Below are 24,415 nucleotides of genomic sequence, written 5' to 3' on the forward strand. Positions count from 1 at the left end.
CGCGTTGTTCGAGGGCTACTTCGCCGCATAGCGTTGTACAAAATCCAGCAGGATCTTGCGCGCCCAGACGGGTTCTTGCGGGATGTCCATCATCCGCTCGACATCCCTGCCGTCCTGTCGCAGCGCCGCTTCATTATGCCGCAGGCACGTCAGCATGATATCCGCGCTGAATTCCGGGTGGAATTGTACGGTCAACGCTTTATCGCTGTAGCGGATAATCTGGCAGCCATCCATCTCTGACCTCGCCAGCACCTGTGCACCTTCGGGCGGTTCCAGCACGGACTGCTGATGAGTCAGATAAGCGCCAAACTGCGGCGGATAATCACGCAGTAATGGGTCTTGCGCTGCGGCTTCATTCGTTGTCACAATCTGAACGCCAACTTCCTTGCCGTTCGGGTTATCCCCCACTTTGCCGCCCAGCGCATCGGCAAGCAGTTGGTGCCCATAGCACACGCCCAGCAGCGGGATATCCGCGTAATACGCTTCACGCAGCCAGCCAGCGGTATATTCACTCCAGTCCAGTCGATCTGTGACCATTGACCACGAGCCGGAGATCACCACCGCCGCCAGCGTATCAAACGGCGGCAACCGTTCCCCAAGATCGGGACGAACTACCTGCACCGGCTGCGTGTTACCCTGCACCGCATCAGCAAACCACTTCCCTTGTTGCCCAACCTGAGATGCAATGCCTTCCGGCGGTTGGCCCAACTGAATCACCAGCAATACCTTTTCGCTCATCGTCCTGTTCTGCCCGTATTTGAAAAACTATCAGCCTGAAAAACCATCGGTCTGAAAAACCACAAGAATGCGGCACGCACAGCTTCTTATGAACGCACTTGAGGAGCTACAATTTGTCAAAAAGGTGGATCTGTCTGAACGCGGGAGGACAACTCTTTGACCTTCAGCCAGAACTGCGCAGAAGAGACGATCTTCCCCAACGCATTAGCTAATGACTCCTGATCCCAACAATCGACCCTTTCTCCCTGGTATTCAATTGTAAAAGGGTAACCATCGGTATGTTGTGCCCACGTCGCAATATCTGAAATAGCACCGTCGTAGATGATACCTAACCTTCCCTTTGGGGGAAGGTTTAACTCACGGCTGCCGTCATATTCTTTTATTAGTTCCCATTCATCAAATATATCCTCTCGGGATATTCGACTTATTGCTAAATGTCCATCAACTTCACTTGCTAACGCTTTATTTAATGAACGGAAGACATCTCCAATATCCTTATGATTTTTCTCGACGACAGAGGCAGATTCACGCCCTGCCTTAATAAACTCTTTAAATTCAAACATTCGCTGCCCCTTTTTTTCTGACACAACCGATAACAGGCATATGATCGAAATAATGCTGACTATCCAGAATAGCAGCACGCAATACATCCGTTAGTACGACACCTGTCGCCGCCTCATCCAGATACCACGGCCCCGAACTAAGGAAATCACCCGAGAAGATGATCTGATCGAAAGCTGACCAGCCATTACGATTCCCCGCTTTACTATAACAGGTTCCAAAATCATGTTGCTGTTCTTCAATTGAGAATGGCACTCGGGCTGAGAGCGTTTTCCAGTAGGGGTTATAGAGCCAATAATCAGGCTGAGAGAGTACCAGTGCACGATCGTTGGTGGCCGACAGGTTTTTAAACAGGCTTGGAGCATAGGGTTCAGCGTTGTAATCGCCCATTAAAATCACCTGCTTTTTATCCGCAAGAAGGGACTCAACAAACCCTCTTAACCCGATAGAGCATTTATTTCTAAAATCTTCGGCAATGGTTCGTAACTGACTCGGCCAGTGTGAAACCAGCATGTTTATTTCGTTGGGCGTTTCCGTTTTAAACGCTATTTTTAATTGCTGTGCAATTTTTAGTGACGAGCTGCCAATTCGGCCGGTATGCGTCTTCCCTTGGGTGACCGCTATGCGAGTTGAACGATAAAAATAGCCGATATCAAATTGGCCTCCAGTTGGCGTAGTGTCATCCATAAATTCGGATGCAATATCGATGTCCAGAAGCCCTTCAACAAGTAATTGGAAAGAGGTTTGATTCACTTCACACACCGCTAATAGATCAATGTGTTCATGAATAAAAAGATGTCTGATGATCCCAATAGCATCGGCGACATTACCCCGATTTTGCCAATCTTTTACACCAGGAGGCGATATCGCACAGTTCCAAAAAGCAAAACGAAAACTCAATGTAATCAGCCTTGAAAGAGGGAATCCTATGCATTGAATTTAATCACAAATCGTTCTTCCAGAGTAATACGTTGGGTGAAATTTCGCACTGCTTCGCAGATTCAAAACATCATCCAACAAAAAAACGCAGAGAGTGCAATCAAAAACAGAAAAGATTAGGCAGAAGGTTGCTTGCGGTAGGCTAGCGAGAAAACGTCATAGAAATCTACATCGCCTTTCGTACGCTGAATTTTTTCTATCCCTGCTTTCACCGCGGGCGGCACTTGCTCATTGCGTAGCAACTGATCCAGCGTGTCCTGCGATACGTGGCGGATCGTAAACCACTCGCCGTTATAGCACACGCGTAAATCCAGCGTATCGATGTCTTCAAAACGATAGGTCGGGTTAATGTCCATCGACAGTGCCAGTGTCATCACCAGCAGAAAGACGGTAAAACCGATCAGATACGGTAAGCCAAAATAAGAGGCATAAAAAAGGATGATCGCGACCGGCACGTAGCTCACCAGCATCGCGGCAAACAGATAGGGGTGAGACTGCATGAATTTGCGACTAAAACGTATTTTATTGTCGCGTTTTTCTTCCCGATTGATACGTTCGATCTCTTCGGTCAGAAGGCGTTTTACTTCGTCCATCGTCGTCACCATCATGCTTAAGGAATACAACACTGCTGGTATCGATTAGAACATAGCCACATAAGAGATAACAGATACAGTTTTCTACAGATTGACTATAACAGTTTGCCTGATGCCGGGAGAGATTATCCCGGCAACCTTAATGACAAGATGGCAATTACGGAATGGCAGGCAGGGTGAGATCGGGATCGATCAGATTATAGATCTGATTGCCAAACACGGGCTGTTGCAGCAATTGATCAACCGCCAGCGCCACATCCCAGCGTGACACCAGCCCCAGCGTCGCAGTGCCTTGCGTCAGCTTCGCATTGTGCGTCGCGACCACATCCAGCAGGCCGCCGGGACGCACAATACAGTGATCCAACGAGCTGCTCTGCAACCAGCTTTCCGCCAGCGACTTCTCACGTACTGCAAAACCAAACGCGGCTCTAGCGCGGGGCGACAACAGCGGCCAGCTATCACCGCAGCCCAGTGACGTCACCAGCAGCATACGCTTGATACCCGCCTGCTCGGCGCCATCGATCACCGTTCGGTGACCCTGATAATTTACCGAGCCACCGCCCATCGTCGATACCACAATGGCCGCGGGGCCCGCCACACGACAGGCTTCCGCTACCGTTTCCGGATCGCAGGCATCGCCTTCCACCACTCTCATTCCCTGCTCACGCCAGTGTTTAGCCTGCTCAGGATTACGCAGGACGAGTACGACCGCCTGTTCGCACTCAATAGCCCGCTGTAATAAGCAGGCGCCAACCCCATTGCCCGCGCCGAAAAGTAACCACGTCATACCTGCTCCAGTTGTAATTCACTCGCCAACGCGCGGAACGCCTCAACCTGAGCGCTCAACAGCTGGCGGTGGCTGTCTCGTCCAAGGAAAATTTTAAACATCGCTGCTCCGCTGGCATTAAAGAACACCACGGACGCCGTGTCCATCCCCATGAACTTACGCTCGATAAACGCAATATGCTGACAGCTCGTCGCACGAATATGCCCGCTCAGGCCATTTTTGCCGCGCAAATTAAAGTAACCGTGGCGATGTGTACCGGTTGGCAGCTCGCTCTTGAATTCCAGAATCGCGTCCGCCGTGTGGCTAATGAGCGTCACTTCCCCCCAGGTCGCCATCGTGTCCCACACCTGATCGAAGCGATCGCCCACCGCTACTGTACGCTGTGTTGCAGGCAAAGCCTCAACCACGGCAAACAGCGAGGTATTGTACTTTCCGGCGATCTCTTCCAGTGTGCCATCGGGGTTGGTTGCCAGTAATTCATGCAGTGTCATGGTCATCGTTGCGTCTCCGGCTAGTGCGTATGCTCTTCGGCATTAAGCTGAGGGATAATTTGTTGTAATGCCTGCATCAGGTTGTTCGCCCAGAAGCGGCCGTCGTTGGTCAGGCGCAGGCAGGTGGAATCGTCACAGGTCAACCCGGCCTGGTGCCACTGGCTGAGTAACGGCTGAAGTTCACGGGCATGTCGAGTCAGTTGGGGCAGCTTGATACGACCAACCTCAATACCCGCCTGAAGCTGATGCTGCCACGGCCCGGTAGGACTAGCTGGCGTCATCATCATGATCGGTTTTTGCCCCTGATCGATCTGCTGGTAGTAGCGCTCCAGGCTGCGTTCCATCATGTAGGCTTGCCCATTTATATTGCCGCCCGCACCGCTTCCCATTGCCAGACAGTCCGCGCCCTGTTTAATCAGCAGGTTGTACAAGTTGCGTTCACGCGTGGTGCGCGCCCAATGGCTGTTGCTAAGCTGGTGCCAACCAGCATCGGCCAGAAATGCCGCGCCAGTCCGGTAAAAATCACGACGGGCCACCACATCAGGCAGCGCGACGCGCTGGTTTTCGGCCGCTTTCGCCAGCGGCGTGGTCGGTAACAGGTTCAGCGCATACAGATCGACGCCGTCTAGCGGTAAATCACTGACGATCGCCAGATCTTCGCGCCAGATTTCCGGCGTTTGTTCCGGCAGGCCGAACATCAGATCGCACACTACGGCAGCCCTGTCTCGCTCGCACAGGCGCTCAAGGAAGCGAATTGACTGCTGCTTATCCGACGTACGCGCCATACGCTGACGAATGCGGGTATCGAACGTCTGAATCCCAATGGAGAAGCGGTTCGCACCCGCATCCAGACAGGCATCGATTCGCTCATCGTCAAAATCCATCGCCCGCCCTTCCACCGTGATTTCACAGTCTGGGGCTAACGGCAGAGAGGTGCGGATCGCACGAATAATTTGTGACAGTTCATCGGCCGCCAGCGCCGTTGGAGTACCACCGCCAAAGTACACCGCATGAATCGGCGCAGACTGATGCAGCGGGCTGTCCGCTTCCATCGCCAGTTCCTGCAACAAATAGCGGGTATAGGTCGCCGTGCTGTCATCACGCAGCTTGTTTTGATAAAAACCGCAGAACGTGCAGTGCGTGGCACAGAAAGGAATGTGCAGGTAGAGCAGACGCTTACGCGCAGGCACGATCTGCTGCTTCAGCGTCTGCCAACCGGCCGGAATCTGTTCTGGTGAAAGCGGCACATGGTTGCGCCAAGGCATGGCCATACGTCGGGCGCTAAAAGGCTGCTCACCGGACTCGGCATAATACGGCGTCAAATCGATGTTCATTAACGGCCCCCAAATATTCAATAAAATAAATTAAATGATAATTATTTTTATTTGGCAACGAGGAGAACACGTAAACGAAGGGGCTGAATTTGAATACAGCAAAATAACGACAGGGATTAACAAACTGTTTTCTTTTGTGCAAACTGAAAATCATGCCGAAAAACCGTATCGCTATTTTATTTCATAGGATTACGGTCTATCCCTCTTTGTTTTTTTAACAAGTACGAAAAAAAAACAGCGTTTATTAAAGTTCGTTAATTTGAGTAATAAATACAGGCAGGATCGGGGAATGTTTCCGTCCGATAGCATCAGCGAAAAGAAATAAACCGCGCACAGAGAGAACGAAAGAAAGGAAAATAGCCGACCTTCAGGCCATGATTTAGGCCTGAAGGTCGGTATAGGACTTACTGAATACCCTGGCTGCGCAGGTAATCTTCATAGTTACCGGTGAAATCGATCACTTTATTCGGCGTAATTTCCAGAACACGGGTCGCCAGCGAGCTAACGAACTCACGATCATGAGAAACGAACAGCAGCGTCCCTTCATACATATCCAGCGCCATGTTCAGCGATTCAATAGATTCCATATCCAAGTGGTTAGTCGGTTCATCCATGACCAGAATGTTAGGACGCTGCATCATCAGTTTACCGAACAGCATGCGGCCTTTTTCACCACCGGATAACACCTTCACTTTCTTCTTAATGTCATCCTGACTGAACAGCAAACGACCCAGCACGCTACGTACGGCTTGTTCGTCGTCTTTTTCCTGTTTCCACTGGCTCATCCAGTCAAAAACGGTCAGCGTCTCGTCGAACTCGTATTCGTGATCCTGCGCGTAGTAGCCGATTTTTGCATTTTCAGACCACTTCACCGTACCGCTGTCTGGCTGAAGATCGCCGACCAGCGTTTTTAACAGCGTCGTTTTACCGATACCGTTGGTACCCAGAATAGCGACTTTCTCACCAACTTCGACCATCAGGTTCAGCTTGTTGAAGAGCGGACCATTGTCAAAACCTTTGCTCAACGCTTCCACTTCCAGCGCATTACGGAACAGTTTCTTATCCTGATCGAAACGGATAAACGGGTTTTGACGGCTGGACGCTTTTACTTCATCCAACTGGATTTTATCGATCTGGCGTGCGCGTGATGTCGCCTGTTTGGATTTAGAGGCGTTGGCGCTAAAACGGCTAACGAACGATTGCAGTTCGGAAATTTGCGCTTTCTTCTTGGCGTTATCGGCCAGTAGACGCTCACGAGCCTGCGTCGCGGCCGTCATGTATTCATCGTAGTTACCGGGATAAATACGCAGTTCGCCGTAGTCCAGATCCGCCATGTGCGTACACACCATATTCAGGAAGTGACGGTCATGCGAAATGATGATCATGGTGCTGTTACGCTCGTTCAGCACCTGCTCCAGCCAGCGGATAGTATCGATATCCAGGTTGTTGGTGGGTTCGTCGAGCAACAGGATATCTGGATCGGCAAACAGCGCCTGCGCCAACAGGACACGCAGTTTCCAGCCCGGCGCAATCTCACTCATCAAACCATAGTGCTGCTCAACCGGAATCCCTACGCCCAGTAACAGTTCGCCGGCACGAGATTCTGCGCTGTAACCATCCATCTCACCGTATTGCACTTCCAGATCGGCAACTTTATAACCGTCCTCTTCGCTCATTTCAGCCAATGCGTAGATACGGTCGCGCTCTTCTTTTACCGCCCACAGCTCCCCGTGGCCCATGATGACGGTATCCAGCACGCTGTATTTTTCAAAAGCGAACTGATCCTGACGCAATTTACCCAGACGCTCATTAGGATCGAGGAAGACGTTACCAGCGCTCGGCACCAGGTCGCCACCGAGAATCTTCATGAATGTGGATTTACCGCAGCCATTTGCGCCAATCAAACCGTAACGGTTACCGCCGCCAAATTTAACGGAAATGTTTTCAAACAACGGCTTGCTGCCGAACTGCATGGTGATATTGTTGGTACTTAACACAGCACTTATACTCGAGTCGGAATGTGATTTGGCGCGCATTATGCCACAAGCGCGCGATAGGATCGCGGTTAGTTTTGAGTGATATTTAAGCGATAGCGCATACAGGAGAGAAATGCGATGCCTATAGTACGTCGTTTCAAACAGGTCGACGTTTTTACCCAACAGCCTTTCAAGGGCAATCCGCTTGCCGTCATTCTGGAAGCCAATGGGCTAACCGATGCGCAAATGCAGGATATCGCGCGTTGGACAAACCTATCAGAAACCACGTTTGTCCTGCCCGCCACCGACCCTCTGGCGGATTACCACGTACGCATTTTTACGCCAGAGTCGGAAATGCCCTTTGCCGGACACCCTACGCTAGGCACTGCACATGCCCTGCTGGAAGAAGGCTTGCGCCCGAAATCCCCAGGCCAGTTGGTGCAGCAGTGCGGCGTTGGCTTAGTCCCGATTAATATCCATGATGATGGAAGCCTGGCTTTTCACGCACCGCAGGCCACTATGGTTCCGTTCGGTGACGAGCACATGCCACTGCTGGAAAAAACGCTTGGCATTACGGGTTCTGATAATGCTGCTATCGATAACCGCTACCCACCCACCGCAGTACACATGGGTATTCGCTGGCTGGTGATTCGTGTCGACAGCGCCGACACCTGCCTGAACATCACACCTGATGCAGACGCGCTCTCAGCCGCGCAAACCCTCAGCCAGACTGACGGCATTGCCATCTACGGCCCGCACGATAACGCGACGCCAGCCGATTATGAAGTTCGCGCATTCTATATTGAGCGTGGTCATCTCAAAGAAGATCCGGTGACTGGCAGTGCTAACGCCTGTCTGGCTGCGCTGCTTCGCCAACAGCACTCCACCAATAACGTCACCGCGCCACTCAGCTACCTGGCACGACAGGGCACGATGCTGAACTGCGATGGCCGCATTACCGTCACTTACCTGAACGATGAACCCTGGGTCGGCGGACACAGCGTCACGATCGTTGACGGTACCTTGCAGGGGTAACGGGAGGGATTTTATGGAAAAACCATTTGCTGATATGTCCGTGATCGATGATCTGTATGAACTACGGCATCCACCACACTTGCGTCTGACGATACAGGAAGAGCGCGATGCCGATGCGCTCTTCGCCTTGATCCAGCAGGAAAAAGCCCGTCTGCGGCGGACGTTACCCTGGCCGGATTCCGTCAAGCGCGTCGATGACACGCGTGAAACGATTCGCGGCAACAGAAAGGCGTTCTTCGACAAAACGTCCGCCGTGTATGTCATCCGCTGGGACAATGCGCTGGCTGGCATCGTCTCCTTCAATACGATTCAGGATAAAGAAGGCGTCATCGGCTACTGGATCGCCGAAGCCTTTGAAGGGAAAGGCATCGTTTCTCAGGCCGTCAGCACATTGATAGCCGCCTATACCGCTGCACACCTCGTCGAACGTAGCATCATCAAAGCCTCAACCGCCAACACGCGCAGTAACGCTGTCGCGCAACGGCTTGGTTTCCACTTTCATCACATCGAGAAAGATGCCGAGCGGATTGGTGAACAGTGGTTCGATCACAATATTTATCGCTATCCCGCCTGATATCACGTCCCATGACATGCCATCACCTGATTCGCTGGCTAGCCGGTCGCGCATCAGGTTCTTTCACTCCACAACGTACCGCATGTGCCAACTCGTTATATTTTTGTGACTGATATCACAAAAATGTTGAAATCTGATTTCAGCTCCGCTACCATTAAAAACGTGATTAACATCACACTTAACTAACCCGTTAGAGGAGCCTGATAATGAAAATGTTTCGTAAAATCAGCAAATTCTTTAAAAGAATGGGAGATGTTTATGTCAGTTACTGCGAACGTATTGGGTCAATCATCAGCCCGTTCTGATTGTGATATAAACAATCTCTAAAGCCGCCTCTTTTATAGGCGGCTTTTGTTTTTCTCTCCCTTGCACCGCGCCACGCCTCCTCCTTCCTTTTTTGTCTAGCTGCATCTCTCAGATTTGTGCGGCACACCGCATGCCTAAACATTCTCTTTTAAAAACAGCCCAATGCGTTTTCCTTTCGCGGCAAAATCATCGTTAACAGACTATGCTTTTCTCTAGCTGTACTTGCTTCGCGTCCCTGACGTCTGCGCTAAAAGATAAAAAGGACATGACTATGAGTAAAGTGAAACAACAGGATATTGACCGCCTGATCGAACTGGTTGGCGGACGTGAGAATATCGCGGCTGTCACGCACTGCATCACTCGCCTCCGCTTCGTTTTACACGATGCGTCCAAAGCCCATCCCAAAAACATTGAAGAGCTGCGGATTGTCAAAGGGTGCTTCACGAATGCCGGGCAGTTTCAGGTTGTGATCGGCACCGACGTGGATGAGTATTACAAAGCACTGCTCGCCACAACGGGAAAAGGCGAAATCAATAAAGAAGAGGCTAAAGTCGCCGCTCGTCAAAATATGAGCTGGTTCGAGCGCAGCATTTCACATTTTGCCGAAATCTTTTTTCCACTGCTTCCTGCGCTTATCAGCGGAGGCTTGATCCTCGGCGCACGTAACGTTATCGGCGATATCCCGATGCGCGACGGGCAAACGCTGGTACAGCTCTATCCGACCTGGAAAACCGTCTACGATTTCCTTTGGCTGCTGGGCGAAGCCATCTTCTTCTATCTCCCCGTCGCGGTCTGCTGGTCAACCGTGCGCAAAATGGGCGGCACACCGATACTCGGCATCGTACTCGGTATCACGCTGGTATCGCCGCAGCTAATGAACGCCTACCTCATCGGGCAGCAAACGCCCGAGGTCTGGAATTTTGGCTGGTTCACGATTGAGAAAATAGGTTATCAGGCACAGGTTATCCCTTCCGTCTTAGCTGGGATGGCGCTGGCGCTGATCGAAATACGGCTGAAAAAAATCGTGCCGGATTACCTCTATCTGGTGGTCGTGCCAGTGACCTCACTCATTCTGGCTGTTTTCCTGGCACATACCTTGATTGGTCCGTTTGGCCGAATGATTGGCGATGGTGTCGCCTGGACCGTTAAGGCAGTAATGACGGGAAGTTTTGCCCCCATTGGTGCTGCGCTGTTTGGGTTTCTGTATGCACCGCTGGTCATCACCGGCGTGCACCAAACAACGTTAGCGATTGATATGCAGATGATTCAGAGTATGGGCGGTACGCCGGTTTGGCCACTCATCGCGCTGTCCAACATTGCCCAGGCGGCCGCAGTCGTTGGGGTGATTCTCGTCAGCCGGAAAGCCAACGAACGTGAAATTTCTGTTCCCGCCGCCATTTCCGCCTTTCTAGGCGTGACCGAGCCGGCCATGTACGGTATCAACCTGAAATACCGCTTTCCGATGCTGTGCGCCATGATTGGTTCCGCCGCCGCTGCGCTCATTTGCGGCCTGTACGGTGTGACGGCAAATGGCATCGGTGTTGGTGGATTGCCGGGTATTCTCTCCATCAAGCCACAATTTTGGGGAATTTTCGCGCTCGCCATGCTGGTTGCCGCCGTCATTCCAATCGTATTGACGTCGCTGGTCTATAAACGCAAGAGCCGCAATGGCACGCTGGATCCTGCATAACGGCCACGCATAGATTAGGAGGATTGTTCATGACTACCTCGCTTCCCTGGTGGCAAAACGGCGTAATTTATCAGATCTACCCGAAGAGCTTTCAGGACAGTACCGGAAATGGCATTGGCGACATCGCTGGCATTACCGCCCGACTCGATTATCTGCAACAGTTGGGCGTTGATGCGATCTGGCTGACGCCGGTTTATCTTTCCCCTCAGGTTGATAACGGCTATGACGTCGCCGACTACTGCGCCATCGACCCGACCTACGGCACCATGGCTGATATGGAAACGTTGATCGCAGAAGCGCACCGACGCCGCATTCGTATCGTCATGGATATGGTGTTCAACCACACCTCTACGCAACACCACTGGTTCCTGAATGCACAGGATCGCCGCAGTCCCTATCGACATTTTTATATCTGGCGTGATGGCAATGACGGCGCATTACCCAATAACTGGCGTTCAAAATTTGGCGGCCCCGCCTGGCAGTGGCACGAAGAAAGCAAACAGTATTATCTGCACCTTTTCGCCACTGAACAGGCCGATCTGAATTGGGAGCACCCGCGCGTACGGGATGAATTAAAACAGGTCTGTGAATTTTGGGCGGATAAAGGCGTGGACGGGTTGCGTCTGGATGTGATCAATTTGGTCTCCAAACAGCAGGATTTTCCGTCCGATGCTCAGGGCGATGGACGCCGTTTCTACACCGATGGACCGCTGATTCATGATTACTTGCAGGAATTCAGCCAAGATGTTTTTCAGCCCCGTGGCTTGATGACCGTCGGCGAAATGTCATCAACCTCGTTGGAGCACTGCCGCCGCTACGCCGCATTGGACGGTAGCGAGCTCTCTATGACGTTCAATTTTCACCATCTGAAAGTCGATTATCCGAATGGCGAAAAATGGACGCTGGCGGAGCCTGACTTCATCCAGCTCAAGCAGATTTTTACTCACTGGCAGCAGGGGATGCACAACCACGCCTGGAATGCGCTGTTCTGGTGTAATCACGATCAGCCGCGCATCGTGTCGCGTTTCGGGGATGACGGCGAATTCCGCGTGCAATCCGCCAAGATGCTGGCGATGGTGCTTCACGGCATGCAGGGCACCCCCTATATCTATCAGGGCGAAGAACTGGGTATGACCAATCCCGGCTATACGCAGATTGAACAATACCGGGATATTGAAAGCCTGAATCAATTTGCTGAACAGCGCGATCGGGGTCAGCCAGATGCACAAATCTTAGCGATCCTCGCCAGCAAATCACGCGATAACGGCCGTACACCGATGCAATGGGATGCCAGCAGCCATGCTGGATTTACGACTGGCACGCCGTGGATAGCACCGTGTCAAAACTTTACCCACGTCAACGCGAGTCAGGCATTGGCGGATAAAGACTCTATTTTTTATACCTATCAGCAGCTTATCGCCATGCGTAAAGCGCTACCGCTACTGACGTATGGAGAGTATCAGGATTTGCTGCCAGATCATCCCCATATCTGGTGCTATCAGCGTACCTGGGAAGGCCAACGGCTTCTGGTTCTGGCAAATCTCAGCAAACAGCCCCTACGTTGGGAACCACCAACGGACGCCCATGAGCGCCGCTGGCGACTGTTGTTCAGCAATTATTCTGACACACAACCCCAGCCCGCCATACTGGCGCTGCGTCCGTTTGAAGCCATATATTGGGTGCAAGGCATGCGGGAGAAAGAAGGAAAGGTTTAGCTATGATAGCCCGAATCGAGCGCATAGGGTGCCCGATTCGGTGCTTACCATGAAGTTAACGATCGTCACTCAAGATAAGCGGACGAAATATTTATTCGTCATAAAATACAACGCGGTAAAAAGACTCAACGCGGAGAAAAAAACGAACCCCCACGACGTATTGCGCGTCAGCCACACACCGAGAAACCCGCCAATCCCTTCACCAAGCCCCATCGCAATCGAATTGACTGCCATCACGCTCACCAACATGCCTTTTTCTGTCATGCCAGACAATAAGGTCTGTAGCGTCGGAATTAATAGCAATTCACCTAACGTCCATAGCGTCAGTGAGAAATATAGATGTACTAACGTTTGTGAAAAATGCAGCCCCAGAGAACCGATGGCATGCATGAGTAGCGAAAAAAAAATAATCTGCCGATTAGAAATGTGATTCCGCATAAATATTTTTTGCAGTTTAGGTGCCAAAAACACTGACAAAATCGCATTAAAACTTAGCAAAAAACCAATGTCTTCCGTACGATTTAATAACTGCTGGGCATACAGTGGCAATGCAGAAAAAAGCTGAGAGTAGATCATCCAGCACAGCAGCGTTAAAAAAAAGAATTGCTGTAAGGCTTTATTTGCAATCTGGTATTTCAGCGACGTTAACCATGCGTTCTGCACCGGTAAAGGCGGCAGTTCATCCTTGAAATAAATCCACAGGCTCAACGCATACATCACCATACTCGTACAGTAAAACGGCAACACTGGAGACAATTTACTGAACAACGTGATGGAGACAAGAGGCGCAAGCATCGACGCCAAATTGGCAATGATTGAAAGCTGAACGAATAAAGTGGCACGTTTTCTCTCATCCTCCGTTGCACCCGCCATAGCGCGTAATAACAAACTATTTGACCCATAAGAAACGCCATAGCCCAATACTGCGACAAAAAGCAGAGGAACCTGGTGGGTCACTGCCAGCAGTAAGCAACTGGTTCCCATCACTGCCGCCGCCAATGCGGCAGATTTCTGCGGCGGCAACACATCAATAAAAGGGGAGATAATAAGCCGCGTCACCTTCGCGCCAACAGAAGCCGTCATGATAAGGAGTGCGGTAAGCGTAGATGACAACGCCAGAGTATTACTCAAGTAGAGAGCCAAGATGGCAAGAATCGCAAACCAACTGTACGAAAACAGGAAAGCATTCAGCGAATAGCTTGATACGCGTTCTCTATACCATGTTAAAGACAACATGCGCCATGTTCTCCTTTACCGTTGACAGGGCTTCCTGTGTATCTGCCCCCGTTGCCACCACACATCCGATCCGGTGCGATGATTCATGACAAGGCACAATCCGATCGCCACAACTCACAGAGACTTCTGTCAAATAGAGATTGGCCGCCACATCATCAAGGCCGACTATCTCCCTAAGAATGCCCGGCGACGCATCAAAATACTTCACAACGGCGGCACGATGGTATTGTGCCGTCAAAGGCTTAACAGCCGAATGTACATATTGTTCGAATACAACGCGATATGTCTCAACACCAGTGCACAACTCCGTCAGCAGATGAATATAGTCCCCACCAGGACGATTATGAATCTCCCCCATCATTACGTCTGCGCCATTGATAAGCCAGCACTCGATATGAAAATGACCAAAGGTTAATCCCGTGGCTTTTAATGCTTGACTGGCATGATGCAGAATAGCCGCTCGCTGTACATCTGTTATGGGGGCAGGAAAGACATGCATATCTTCCACAAAGTATTCCCCGGCACGAAGATGCTTTTCCGTCACGCCAAGATAGCAAGGCGCTCCACCGCAGAAATAGCCTTCAATGCTGTACTCTTTTCCCGTGATGAACTGTTCCACAATAAAGCACGTCTGTTGATCGGGAGTAAGGGAAGCGAACGCCTGCTCTAACTGATGAAAGTTATGCCGTTCAATTCGGCGCACCCCCAAACTTCCTGCGGCGTCGAGTGGTTTGACTATCCAGCTATCCCCTTCTGAGCGCATGATGAAATCATGTGCCTCTTCAATAGACGCAAACACACCAGCAGCAGGCTGTGGCAACCCCGCCTCCTGAAGACGACGCCGACACTGGTATTTGTTTCTTATCGTCGCAATGGCATCAGACGGGCTTGTGGGCAAACGGAATCGTTCACATAGCAAGGAACAGGTCTGCACCGAATATTCTTCAAACGTATAGATCCCAATAAGAGTGTGTAAAGCAGAAAGCTGCTCAATGATGGGCAAACTCGCGCCGTAAGTTTTATCCGGGATCGCATACTGTTCAATATCAAGTCTAAGTTTGCTGTTAAGCCTATCCAGATTTTCACGCGTATCAACCAATACGGGATAGAGCCCGATAGATCGAGCTTGCTCAATGGCTCTGGGACCCTGACGAAAAGATGCGCAACCAAAAAGAATGATCGTGTTATTCATACAATATTAAACCTGATCGTTTGTGCCGCCCATTCAAGAATCGATGCCAGTTGCTGACTATCTGGGTGGCTTGCAATCACCACACCCAGACGATAGGCGTTAAAATCATCGGGAGGTAATACAACGTGGTGGCCAGGAGGAAAATGCATATAGACGTGCTGAATAGCAGGATGGCGAAGTATTTCATCCAAATTTTCACACCCACTATAGTTTCCTGCCTTTTCCGCAAAGAGATAGCGGACACCCACAGTATCGTGGATCGCGGGAAGCGGTTCGGGGGCAAGCCCCTGACAGACGCGAAAATAATTGCTCAGATGCTTTTCACCCGAAGCAGACTGAAGGAGATGCGTCGATATATATCCCCCAGCAGGCCGTGCAGCACACTCAATAAAACGAAATCCATGACGGCTATACTTCCCTTCCAGATGAAACATGCTTGCGTTAATGTTCAGCGCAGTAATCAATCGCTCAGCACTTTTCAGGATTACCTGCTGATACGTTGCAGGCAGCGCTGAGGGGAAAATATGTCTGTTTTCAACGAACGTCTGTTGGTCAGATTGATAATCCGTAATACCGACAAACGTAATCGTATGATCATGTACATAGCCATCCACACTAAATTCAGGGCCATCAACATACTCCTCCATCAGGATGTCCCCTCCAAAACGAGAGAAGACCGCATCAAACTCAGCATTCGCAATATGCGCTAGCGCCGCCAGCGCTGCTTCTAACTCATCCTCATGCTCTATTTTGAAGATACCTTTAGAACCCGATCCCGAAGATGGCTTCAGAATAACCGGATACCCTATACGTGCCGCCGACGCCACGGCAGAAGCCAGCGAGTCAATCTTATCCCACTGCGGAAGTAGATCCTGACATGCATCAAGTTTCCGTTTCATCGCTATTTTGTCTCGGCATCCTATGACAAAATCAGGTTCCATACCGGGTAAACCTAATGCTTCAGTCAATACACTTCGCAGCGGAACATCCGTTTCAGACCAACAGACTACGCCACAAAAATCATAGCGCTTATCCAGCTCCATCACGCGGCTTTTAACCGTCTCATCATCATTCAGGTCCAGCAAGACGGATTCCACACTCAGTTCCATAGCCCAGTCGGGTAATTGCTTGCCAAGCAGCACAATATCCAGACCAGACTGTCGAGCCGCTTTCATTTCTGCCATACGTTCGTGAGGATTCTGCCGTCCATTAATATACAGGATCGTTTTTCTCGACATATCGCGCCTCATAGAAAGACTGTGAATTAAATTGACAAAGGGAGAGTATGTAAACGCCCCTCAAGAGGGAGAACTGAGATCGTTCGTTCATCACTGTCGTACAGCATGACTCCATTCGGAACCGTTCCTAACGAAATGGTCGGCTCGGTAATCCACGCTGCTTTCTCTGTTAGTGCTATTTTTTCAAAACCGTATTGCCTTACCTGCGCAGTGTCAAAAATTTTCATGCCGGGAATATGATCGTTGCCTGAAAATCCATAGATACAGTGATTCATTTCAAGTACGTCGAAATGCGCCGAGAGATCGTTGCTGGTGCTAACCTCAGCGGTGCAGCATCCCGTCAAATCGGGACTGGCATAATGAGAAATGAACACATTATGGGTGCCATAATGTTTTATCACCGTCTCCGGCAACGCCCTCAGCCACGCTTTATTCTCCTCAGTAAGCAGAGAGGGAAGCTCGTGGTCTTCATAAAGGAACACATCGCCTTTCGCCCGTTTCTGACGCTCAGCAAAAGACAAGCTGTACCATTCATCAGGAAAAACGAAAGACCCCGACTTCACGGGCAATCGCTGTACCGCAAAGAGATCGTGGTTTCCAATTACCGTCGCAGAGCATGTGGCTCTGACAAGATCCACACACCGATTCGCATCTCTGGTTTTGAGGTAACCGTAAAAAGGAATGGAATAGCCAACAATGTCGCCAAGGCAGATGACATCATCGACACCTGCGGCGTCCAGTAGCCGAAGTGATGCCTCAAGTCTGATAACATCTTCATGAATGTCCGAAATAATTCCAGTCTTCATTTTATATCCTTTCACTTGCGGTATCGGCAAAACGACGGCTGAGTGAAGCGTTAACTGCATCAGGTGCTCTTCCCTGCTCCAGCAGGTCTTCATAGGCCGACAAATAGCGCTGAATAAAAGTATGAATATGGTTACTGTGATTAAAGTTCGCTTCAAAGCGACCAGCAATGGCAGCCACATCCTCAATAGACATACCAAGTTCTTTACGCAATGGACTTATCCCTTGCAAATAACGTCGCAATACGCGACCACGGTTATCAGCGATGGGACGGATACCGACAGAGATAATGGCGACAGATGCCACGAGGGCATCAACAAGAAGGAGCGATTCAGAACAAAGTTCCTCAATATCGCGGGCGGCATCGAGGGCATACACGGAACTATCCAGACCGTACATCCGCGAGGCGATGGTTTCAAGACCAAACGCAGACTCCACGGCCAAGGGAACGTTGAGATCTTCAATCACGATAAGATTGCCAATATCGCTGTAGTGTTGACCATCCAAGCTAACCGCAAAGTTACAATTACGCCCGCCAACCCCTTCGATGCCAAACTTATGTCGATAATAGGGAAGTGGTTTGCTGTCAAAGATCAGAGGGATACGAGAAGCGTACCCGCGAAGAAGCGTAACCAAATCAATATCTGTACTCGATATATGGATACGAACATCAATATTCCCGATGCGGGCTAACGCTTTGGCGAAATCCATTGTCGCTCTGATGATTGTCTCACGATCCTCCCACCCACTTAGCGCCCCCACGCTGCTGAACAAAGAAGACCAACAGGGATGATATTCCGTACCAAACCGCCTGTTATTCTGTGTTCTGAGACACGTTTGGCGTGTGTAATAACGTAAAGGTTTCCGTGTCTTGTGCCGATCAGACAGTAAATATTTAAATGTGCTGATGGTTGACCCGATAAAGAGCGTGGAATGATCCCGTGTGGGCAACAGACTATCAGGCTCATGAAAAGCAAACGATTGCTTTTCAAAACATTGAACAAATGCATCGGCAATATTTTCTTTCGCCTTAATAAGCCGATCGGACAGTACCGACCATGAATCAACCATTTTATTACCCACGGCAAACCTCCCACTCGGGGCGTAATCTGGAAGTCTTCGGGTCATTAAATGATGCGTATCCTCCCTTATAAAGCCCAACGTCTCCCTCATTGGCCCAAAAAGATATCTGACCAATACGCATGCCGGGGTACAGTCTGAACGGTTTCGCCGCCACAAGCTCCAGAGTCCATTGATGGCACGATCCCGTATGTCCAAGATTTGCAGACACTTGAAGCCATAAACCAAGGCGCCCCAGTGAACTCCGCCCAATCAATGACATAGCAAAAAAGTCGCTCCCTAACGTTTCAAGCGTATGGCCCAGATAGGTTGTATTTGCTTCAATGACATAGCCTTCGGGAGGAAGCGTGATGAAATCAAACTGCACGCTTTCCCCACTAACATAGGGGATACCCAGTCGGGAGCCGAGTCGATAATTATAACTATTCGGATTTAATTGGGATTCGATAAAAGGAGAAATAGTAATTTCTCCATATTTGACACGCCGATGAATCTCATTACCCGTGAGTATCATCATTCCCTCCTGATTCTCATGACGCTGGATTCAAAAATCTTGATAAACCTTTGATGGGGTTGGCCCTACTGACCCCTGATATTTACCATGATAAAGATTCACTTCGCCCATCGGCTTCCAGAAAGAAACTTGTCCTATTCTCATTCCAGGATACAAGCGGATAGGTAACGTACTATATAGCTGGAAAGTGATACAACCATACGATCCTATATCAATCAGATCTGCTGTAACATGAACGAATAACCCTAGCCGGGCAATGCCCGATTTAGCATGAATAATAGGAACAAATTTAGAGCTACCTATTTTTTCTTGGCTATGGGCCAATAAAAAATCGCCCTTATTCATGATTATGCCATTTTCATCAGCATTAATGGTATCGTATTCGTTCTCAAATTTTGGATCGATCACGTCACCTTTATATCGAATGAACGTTTTCCCGGTAATGCGTCCAATTAGTAGAACATGTGTTTTTCAATGAATGCCCCGATGACTTTTTCATGCAATTCTATCGAACGCGAGAAGCAGATTGTTTTACGGGCCAGACGTTTAATACGTGTCCTCAGTGTCAGGTTGTTACGCTCAATACGCTGAGTGAAGATTTTTCCTGTCAGATGCTTATCTTTCGGGAGTTCTCTGGCCTAACTGCCCCAGTCATCGCTGGTTATCATACCGATGTTAAACGGCGTCAGCAGAGCCAGAAGTTCACGGCAGGTGTTATCCGTGCGCGGTCCAAACGTGTAAGCCAGAACGCCACCTGTTTTGGTGTTGTATGCATACCAGAGCCAATGCTGCCGGGCTTTATTGCCGACAAAGCTCCATTGCTCATCAAGCTCACAGATAAGTGCTACATCGGCATGAGCGACCGGAGAGGAAGTTATTCGCTTCGGCGCGAGTTTTTTAACGTGCGAATGACGGTGTTAATACCGATTTTCAGTGTTCTGGCTGTATCACGAACGCCGGCGCCGTTGAATGCCATTTCGGTAATTTGTTCTTTGACACCGGGCTTACGCGCTTCATAGGTATAGGTGAGCAGAAACACGCGGTGACAGTCACGACAGCGAAACCGGTCACGACCTTTAGGGTTCTATCCATGACGGTAAACTTGAACAGACTGACAGCGAGGACAATGAACATTAACGCTGGCCATGAGCAAACCTCAAAGCAGTCATTATATATCAATTCAACTAATTAGAGGCACCACCTGAGACGAGAATAATCCGTGCCACGCATTTTTCTCAATAATACTTTGAAAGTCTTGATTGTAATCGATATGACCAGTGAGTTCTTTCTCTGTCCAAATTGGGTTGGTAATAGGCATTATCTTTTCCTTGTTGATAATCAGCCGTACTGATTTCCTGAAAAATAAATATCAGTCGTCATTTATTAAATGCTCCACAAGAATGGAACCATGTTCTATTTATAAATGTCAAGGGCTTTATTTTAATGGTATCTTTTTAAAATACCACACGTATTCATTACAAATTAATGATGCGAGAAAATACAATGAAATAACATTTAAATTTGAAAATCGATTACTTTACGAGATATTTAACTTATTAAGATAACTCTCAAAAAGAGAGTAAATTAAAAAATAAAACACACTAATAATATACACGATTAATTATTAAAATGTAAAGTTAGGCTCTATTTCATAAACTGAAACAACCAGAAACAATATCAATTAATAATTAACAAGATACTCGTGCTCATTGAAGATACGCACAAAAATTGAGTATCGACATGACTCGTGACGGTTACAGTCCTCTCGCTTCAGAAAACCACAAGAGGGGATAATTCAGCTAAATAGCGGGAGGTAGGTAAAGGCAGGTAGCAACCATCGTGGCAAATAAAAACAAACGTTTTGTAGAAAAAAATTATTCACAAAACGTTTGTCAGAGGTATTCATGATGGGGGTAAACACAGCTATCCTATGCAGATTGTATCGTCATAGCGGTACAGATAGCCGATATAATATTAACGCTTAGCCAACAGTAATCCCACGACCAGACCGACGGTGGCACCGATACCGATACCGTGCCAGGGTTTGTCATGCACATACACATCGGCTTTGTCGGCCACCTGTTTTGCACGCGCATAATAGCTGTCTGTTACGCCAATGCGGGCTTTCACTTCCAGCAGCGCTTTTTCTGCTCCTTTTTTCAAATCAAGGTAGGCCTGATCGGCCTGATCGCCCGTATAGCGCAGTACCTCATCCAGCGTTTCAGACAGAAGTTTTAAATCATCATCGACACGAATTTCTTCAGGCTGTTTTTTGGTTGTCGCCATAAAGTGCTTCCTTCTGTTATGAAAAATCATTGGTTATGAAAAGTCATGGGTTAGAAATCGTTGCCTTCTTAACTATAGACAATTTTTCCTGACTTCTACGGCTTCAGCAGACCAGATCATTCCTAAAACGTATCTTGCTTGCTCTTACCCCCCGTTCAAGAACGTGGTGATTTTGCTGATAAAAAACGCAAGGAACGTTTTTCAACGTCGCTTGTGACGGCCCGAAGGGTGGCGAGCAGGAAGCTCGCCATAAAAAAACGCCGTTGATTCTCATCAACGGCGTTTCATGACTTAACCCGACTCTTGGCGATGGTTACAGCATTGGCTGCGCCAATTGCACCAGAGAGATAAGCGGCTGTGGATACAAACCGAAGAACAGAACTGCGATGGAGGAGATCAGTACAACTACACCACCTGCGGTTAAGGCCCAGTTATTTGGCGTATCACGCTGTAGCTGTTGAGGAGCCGTCAGGTACAGGCTCACCATCACGCGCAGGTAGTAGTACAAACCAATGGCGCTACCCAGCACAACGGCACCCGTCAGCCACCACAGCTCCGCATTCACACCGACAGCCAGCACGTAGAATTTACCAAAGAAGCCCAGCGTCATCGGGATACCCGCCAGCGACAGCATCATCACCGTCATTACCGCAGACAAGATCGGTTTATGCCAGAACAAGCCACGGTAAGAAAACAGTGAATCGGCATCCGGACCACGGTACGGGCTGGACATCAGACTAACCACGCCGAACGCCCCCAGGCTGCTGAACAGGTAACCCACCAGATAAACGCCGACGGTTTCCAGCGCCAGTTGATGGCTCTGCACCGCAATCAAGGCAACCAGTAAATAGCCCAGATGCGCGATGGAAGAGTAACCGAGCAGACGTTTGATGTTGGTTTGCGATACCGCCATCACGTTACCGAACAGAATCGACGCGAACGCGATGATGCCCAGCACGATTCTGACGGACTCACTGTCAGCCATCGGCGCGTACAGGAACAAACGCATTACCGCACCGAAAACCGCAATCTTACCCGCCGTGGCCAGAAACGTAGACACAGGCGCAGGCGCCCCCTGATACACATCAGGTGTCCACAGCTGGAACGGTACCAGAGACAGCTTGAAGCCCAGACCGACAATCATCATCCCCAGACCAGCCAGCAGCAGCGGCTCATGGATTTGGTGATCGCTCAGGCTCTTACCGAGGCTGGCAAAGCTCATATCGCCTGATTCAGCATAAATCAGCGCCATGCCAAACAGCAGGAAGGAAGATGCCGCCGCCGACAGCAGCATGTATTTAATACTGGCTTCCAGCGAGCGCTTCTGACGGAAGGCATACCCCACCAGACCAAACAGCGGAAGGGAAAGCAGTTCAATCCCGATGAACAACGATGCCAGATGGTTGGCGCTCGACAGCAGGATTCCACCCAGCGCAGCAATCAGAACCAGCAGGTAGAACTCATCACGGTTGTCTGGGTAACCTTGCAACCACGGATAAGCAAACGTACTGGTAGCCAGACTGGCAAGCAGAACCAGCGCGGTATAGAACATCGAGAAGCCATCAACACGCAGTAGCGGCGTCACGTCCGTTGGACCAACCTGGCCGACAAAGTACAGTGACAGCAACGCAATATTCAGGCCGATAACCGTCATTGTTGCGTTGACAAAATGGTTGCGTCGCCACGCAATGCACAGCATCACAACCACTACCGTCAATCCGACGATCAACAGCGGCGATAGCGCAATTAGTTGTTGAAGAGTTATTGTCATGGCGAATTACGGCCTTGTTGTTGAAATAATTGAATCTGGAGCAGACGACATAAACCACTGCTGGATATTTGACATCGCGGCACTGGAGGTATCCAGAATCGGTTGCGGGTACACCCCTAACAACACCAGTAATACCACCAACAGCATCACGATAGACAATTCGCGGATCGACATACTCTTCAATGGCTCATCAGATTTAGGCGCACCGTAGTAAGCACGCTGCATCATGATCAGTGAGTAGACTGACGCAAATACCAGACCGAAGGTTGAGATCACCGTAATCACCGGCACAACCTGATAGCTGCCGAACAGAATCATGAATTCGCCAACGAAGTTACCCGTTCCCGGCATCCCCAATGTCGCGACGGCAAAGAACAGAGACAGCGCAGGCAGGAACTTCAGACGCGACCACAGGCCGCCCATTTCACGCATGTCACGGGTATGCAGACGTTCGTACAGTTGACCACACAGAATAAACAGACCGGCAGCAGACAAGCCGTGCGCAATCATCTGAATCACCGCGCCCTGATAAGCCAGTTGATTACCGGAATAGATGGCAATCATCACGAAGCCCATGTGGGACACCGAGGTGTAAGCGATCAGGCGTTTGATATCCGTCTGTTTAAACGCCAGCCAGGCACCGTAGAAGATACCAATCACACCCAGCCACATGGCAATCGGTGCAAAGGCATGTGAGGCGTTCGGGAACAGCGGCAGGCTGAAACGCAGCAGACCATAGGCCGCCGTTTTCAACAAGATCCCCGCGAGGTCAACAGAACCTGCCGTTGGCGCCTGACTGTGTGCATCCGGCAGCCAGCCGTGCAACGGCACAACAGGCATTTTTACAGCAAACGCGATGAAGAAGCCCAGCATCAGCAGATATTCAACACCATACGACATCGGCGTTTTCAGCAGGTCTTCATAGTTGAACGTCCAGACACCGGTGGCATTGTGATGCACAAAGACCAGCGCCAGAATCGCAATCAACATGATCAGGCCGCTTGCCTGGGTATAAATGAAGAACTTGGTCGCCGCCGTAATTCTGGTTTTACCGTCAGAGCCTTTATGCCCCCACAGTGCAATCAGGAAGTACATCGGCACCAACATCATTTCCCAGAAGAAGAAGAACAGGAACATGTCGATGGCAAGGAACACGCCGATAACGCCGCCCAGAATCCACAGCAGGTTCAGATGGAAGAAGCCCTGATAACGCTGAATTTCATTCCAGGAACAGAGGATTGCCAGCACGCCTAGCAACCCCGTCAGTACCACCATCAGCAGCGACAGGCCATCCAGCGCAAGATGGATGCCGATGCCGAAGCGCGGGATCCACGGCAGATAAAACTCGGATTGCCATTGTGGTACGCCTGTCGGCGCGGTAAGCGAATAACCGCCTTGCAACCACAGTTGCAGAGACAGTACGAGTGTCAGCCCCATTGCAATCAACGCGATCCAGCGCGGTACTTTCGTACCAAAACGCTCTAACTGCCAGCACAGCAGACCGCCGATAAAGGGGAGAAGAATTAGCCAAGGTAGTAGCATGGCGTTTTGTGTC

Annotated in this window: 22 protein-coding genes and 1 pseudogene; 4 read left to right on the top strand and 19 right to left on the bottom strand. The window is 49.9% G+C overall.

Annotated features, from left to right (window positions below; all coding sequences use genetic code 11):
* Positions 1-15: 15 nt before the first annotated feature.
* The 8 genes from LCF41_RS14625 to LCF41_RS14660 form a co-directional block, all read right to left on the bottom strand.
* Positions 16-738, bottom strand: coding sequence for a glutamine amidotransferase (locus tag LCF41_RS14625; RefSeq protein ID WP_225085222.1), 723 nt, complete (start codon positions 736-738; stop codon positions 16-18).
* Between the two features lie 116 nt (positions 739-854).
* Positions 855-1,301, bottom strand: a complete 447-nt coding sequence (locus LCF41_RS14630; protein WP_225085223.1) for a hypothetical protein — start codon at positions 1,299-1,301, stop codon at positions 855-857.
* Entirely contained in the window at positions 1,294-2,199 is a 906-nt protein-coding gene (locus tag LCF41_RS14635) for an endonuclease/exonuclease/phosphatase family protein (RefSeq protein ID WP_225085224.1), read from the bottom strand. Before LCF41_RS14635 ends, LCF41_RS14630 begins: the two co-directional genes overlap by 8 nt.
* 155 nt (positions 2,200-2,354) lie before the next feature.
* Positions 2,355-2,831, bottom strand: coding sequence for a YlaC family protein (locus LCF41_RS14640; protein WP_225085225.1), 477 nt, complete (start codon positions 2,829-2,831; stop codon positions 2,355-2,357).
* Between the two features lie 157 nt (positions 2,832-2,988).
* A complete protein-coding gene (locus tag LCF41_RS14645) occupies positions 2,989-3,618 on the bottom strand; it encodes an NAD(P)H-binding protein (RefSeq protein WP_225085226.1) in 630 nt (209 codons plus the stop codon).
* On the bottom strand, positions 3,615-4,115 hold the full coding sequence (gene hutX, locus LCF41_RS14650; RefSeq protein ID WP_225085227.1) for a heme utilization cystosolic carrier protein HutX: 501 nt from the start codon (positions 4,113-4,115) through the stop codon (positions 3,615-3,617). The genes LCF41_RS14645 and hutX overlap by 4 nt, the downstream gene beginning before the upstream one ends.
* 14 nt (positions 4,116-4,129) lie before the next feature.
* Positions 4,130-5,443 (bottom strand): heme anaerobic degradation radical SAM methyltransferase ChuW/HutW, encoded by a 1,314-nt coding sequence (gene hutW / locus LCF41_RS14655; RefSeq protein ID WP_225085228.1) that lies wholly within the window; start codon positions 5,441-5,443, stop codon positions 4,130-4,132.
* 404 nt (positions 5,444-5,847) lie between these two features.
* The gene (locus LCF41_RS14660; protein ID WP_225085229.1) at positions 5,848-7,440 is read right to left on the bottom strand and encodes an ABC-F family ATPase; all 1,593 of its coding nucleotides are present in this window, start codon (positions 7,438-7,440) and stop codon (positions 5,848-5,850) included.
* Positions 7,441-7,557: 117 nt separating this feature from the next.
* Here LCF41_RS14660 and LCF41_RS14665 point away from each other — a divergent pair, with 117 nt between their 5' ends.
* The 4 genes from LCF41_RS14665 to treC all read left to right on the top strand — a co-directional run bounded on the left by LCF41_RS14665 (position 7,558) and on the right by treC (position 12,739).
* Entirely contained in the window at positions 7,558-8,454 is an 897-nt protein-coding gene (locus tag LCF41_RS14665) for a PhzF family phenazine biosynthesis protein (RefSeq protein ID WP_225085230.1), read from the top strand.
* A gap of 13 nt (positions 8,455-8,467) precedes the next feature.
* The gene (locus LCF41_RS14670) at positions 8,468-9,028 is read left to right on the top strand and encodes a GNAT family N-acetyltransferase (RefSeq protein WP_225085231.1); all 561 of its coding nucleotides are present in this window, start codon (positions 8,468-8,470) and stop codon (positions 9,026-9,028) included.
* Between the two features lie 577 nt (positions 9,029-9,605).
* The gene (gene treB, locus LCF41_RS14675) at positions 9,606-11,024 is read left to right on the top strand and encodes a PTS trehalose transporter subunit IIBC (RefSeq protein WP_225085232.1); all 1,419 of its coding nucleotides are present in this window, start codon (positions 9,606-9,608) and stop codon (positions 11,022-11,024) included.
* A gap of 29 nt (positions 11,025-11,053) precedes the next feature.
* Positions 11,054-12,739, top strand: a complete 1,686-nt coding sequence (gene treC / locus LCF41_RS14680) for an alpha,alpha-phosphotrehalase (protein WP_225085233.1) — start codon at positions 11,054-11,056, stop codon at positions 12,737-12,739.
* 69 nt (positions 12,740-12,808) lie between these two features.
* On the opposite strand, the gene LCF41_RS14685 is transcribed toward treC, so the two are convergent.
* From LCF41_RS14685 to nuoM, 11 genes and pseudogenes are all read right to left on the bottom strand, one after another.
* Positions 12,809-13,975 (bottom strand): MFS transporter, encoded by a 1,167-nt coding sequence (locus LCF41_RS14685; protein ID WP_225085234.1) that lies wholly within the window; start codon positions 13,973-13,975, stop codon positions 12,809-12,811.
* Positions 13,953-15,167, bottom strand: coding sequence for an ATP-grasp domain-containing protein (locus tag LCF41_RS14690; protein ID WP_225085235.1), 1,215 nt, complete (start codon positions 15,165-15,167; stop codon positions 13,953-13,955). The genes LCF41_RS14685 and LCF41_RS14690 overlap by 23 nt, the downstream gene beginning before the upstream one ends.
* Positions 15,164-16,351, bottom strand: a complete 1,188-nt coding sequence (locus tag LCF41_RS14695) for an ATP-grasp domain-containing protein (protein ID WP_225085236.1) — start codon at positions 16,349-16,351, stop codon at positions 15,164-15,166. Before LCF41_RS14695 ends, LCF41_RS14690 begins: the two co-directional genes overlap by 4 nt.
* Before the next feature lie 80 nt (positions 16,352-16,431).
* A complete protein-coding gene (locus LCF41_RS14700) occupies positions 16,432-17,211 on the bottom strand; it encodes a metallophosphoesterase family protein (protein WP_225085237.1) in 780 nt (259 codons plus the stop codon).
* 1 nt (position 17,212) lies between these two features.
* Positions 17,213-18,292, bottom strand: coding sequence for a hypothetical protein (locus LCF41_RS14705; protein ID WP_225085238.1), 1,080 nt, complete (start codon positions 18,290-18,292; stop codon positions 17,213-17,215).
* A complete protein-coding gene (locus tag LCF41_RS14710; protein WP_225085239.1) occupies positions 18,285-18,806 on the bottom strand; it encodes a dCTP deaminase in 522 nt (173 codons plus the stop codon). Before LCF41_RS14710 ends, LCF41_RS14705 begins: the two co-directional genes overlap by 8 nt.
* A gap of 27 nt (positions 18,807-18,833) precedes the next feature.
* A complete protein-coding gene (locus tag LCF41_RS14715) occupies positions 18,834-19,211 on the bottom strand; it encodes a dCTP deaminase (protein ID WP_225085240.1) in 378 nt (125 codons plus the stop codon).
* A 44-nt stretch (positions 19,212-19,255) separates the two neighbouring features.
* Positions 19,256-19,950, bottom strand: a pseudogene (locus tag LCF41_RS14720) (IS1 family transposase).
* 827 nt (positions 19,951-20,777) lie between these two features.
* The gene (gene elaB, locus LCF41_RS14725) at positions 20,778-21,089 is read right to left on the bottom strand and encodes a stress response protein ElaB (protein ID WP_225085241.1); all 312 of its coding nucleotides are present in this window, start codon (positions 21,087-21,089) and stop codon (positions 20,778-20,780) included.
* A gap of 313 nt (positions 21,090-21,402) precedes the next feature.
* On the bottom strand, positions 21,403-22,860 hold the full coding sequence (nuoN, locus tag LCF41_RS14730) for an NADH-quinone oxidoreductase subunit NuoN (RefSeq protein ID WP_225085242.1): 1,458 nt from the start codon (positions 22,858-22,860) through the stop codon (positions 21,403-21,405).
* Positions 22,861-22,866: 6 nt separating this feature from the next.
* Positions 22,867-24,402, bottom strand: a complete 1,536-nt coding sequence (gene nuoM, locus LCF41_RS14735; RefSeq protein WP_225085243.1) for an NADH-quinone oxidoreductase subunit M — start codon at positions 24,400-24,402, stop codon at positions 22,867-22,869.
* Between the last annotated feature and the right edge of the window lie 13 nt (positions 24,403-24,415).

This window comes from Pectobacterium colocasium (assembly GCF_020181655.1).
Classification (GTDB): Bacteria; Pseudomonadota; Gammaproteobacteria; order Enterobacterales; family Enterobacteriaceae; genus Pectobacterium; species Pectobacterium colocasium.

What these genes read in the sequence shown, in the direction of transcription:
- LCF41_RS14670 (WP_225085231.1), top strand. Translation starts at nt 8,468, where the DNA reads ATGGAAAAACCATTTGCTGATATGTCCGTGATCGATGATCTGTATGAA.
- LCF41_RS14700 (WP_225085237.1), bottom strand. Translation starts at nt 17,211, where the DNA reads ATGAAGACTGGAATTATTTCGGACATTCATGAAGATGTTATCAGACTT.
- LCF41_RS14695 (WP_225085236.1), bottom strand. Translation starts at nt 16,351, where the DNA reads ATGGCAGAAATGAAAGCGGCTCGACAGTCTGGTCTGGATATTGTGCTG.
- LCF41_RS14710 (WP_225085239.1), bottom strand. Translation starts at nt 18,806, where the DNA reads ATGATGATACTCACGGGTAATGAGATTCATCGGCGTGTCAAATATGGA.
- treC (WP_225085233.1), top strand. Translation starts at nt 11,054, where the DNA reads ATGACTACCTCGCTTCCCTGGTGGCAAAACGGCGTAATTTATCAGATC.
- LCF41_RS14640 (WP_225085225.1), bottom strand. Translation starts at nt 2,831, where the DNA reads ATGGACGAAGTAAAACGCCTTCTGACCGAAGAGATCGAACGTATCAAT.
- treB (WP_225085232.1), top strand. Translation starts at nt 9,606, where the DNA reads ATGAGTAAAGTGAAACAACAGGATATTGACCGCCTGATCGAACTGGTT.
- LCF41_RS14665 (WP_225085230.1), top strand. Translation starts at nt 7,558, where the DNA reads ATGCCTATAGTACGTCGTTTCAAACAGGTCGACGTTTTTACCCAACAG.
- elaB (WP_225085241.1), bottom strand. Translation starts at nt 21,089, where the DNA reads ATGGCGACAACCAAAAAACAGCCTGAAGAAATTCGTGTCGATGATGAT.
- nuoN (WP_225085242.1), bottom strand. Translation starts at nt 22,860, where the DNA reads ATGACAATAACTCTTCAACAACTAATTGCGCTATCGCCGCTGTTGATC.
- LCF41_RS14685 (WP_225085234.1), bottom strand. Translation starts at nt 13,975, where the DNA reads ATGTTGTCTTTAACATGGTATAGAGAACGCGTATCAAGCTATTCGCTG.
- hutW (WP_225085228.1), bottom strand. Translation starts at nt 5,443, where the DNA reads ATGAACATCGATTTGACGCCGTATTATGCCGAGTCCGGTGAGCAGCCT.
- LCF41_RS14625 (WP_225085222.1), bottom strand. Translation starts at nt 738, where the DNA reads ATGAGCGAAAAGGTATTGCTGGTGATTCAGTTGGGCCAACCGCCGGAA.
- LCF41_RS14630 (WP_225085223.1), bottom strand. Translation starts at nt 1,301, where the DNA reads ATGTTTGAATTTAAAGAGTTTATTAAGGCAGGGCGTGAATCTGCCTCT.
- nuoM (WP_225085243.1), bottom strand. Translation starts at nt 24,402, where the DNA reads ATGCTACTACCTTGGCTAATTCTTCTCCCCTTTATCGGCGGTCTGCTG.
- hutX (WP_225085227.1), bottom strand. Translation starts at nt 4,115, where the DNA reads ATGACCATGACACTGCATGAATTACTGGCAACCAACCCCGATGGCACA.
- LCF41_RS14645 (WP_225085226.1), bottom strand. Translation starts at nt 3,618, where the DNA reads ATGACGTGGTTACTTTTCGGCGCGGGCAATGGGGTTGGCGCCTGCTTA.
- LCF41_RS14690 (WP_225085235.1), bottom strand. Translation starts at nt 15,167, where the DNA reads ATGAATAACACGATCATTCTTTTTGGTTGCGCATCTTTTCGTCAGGGT.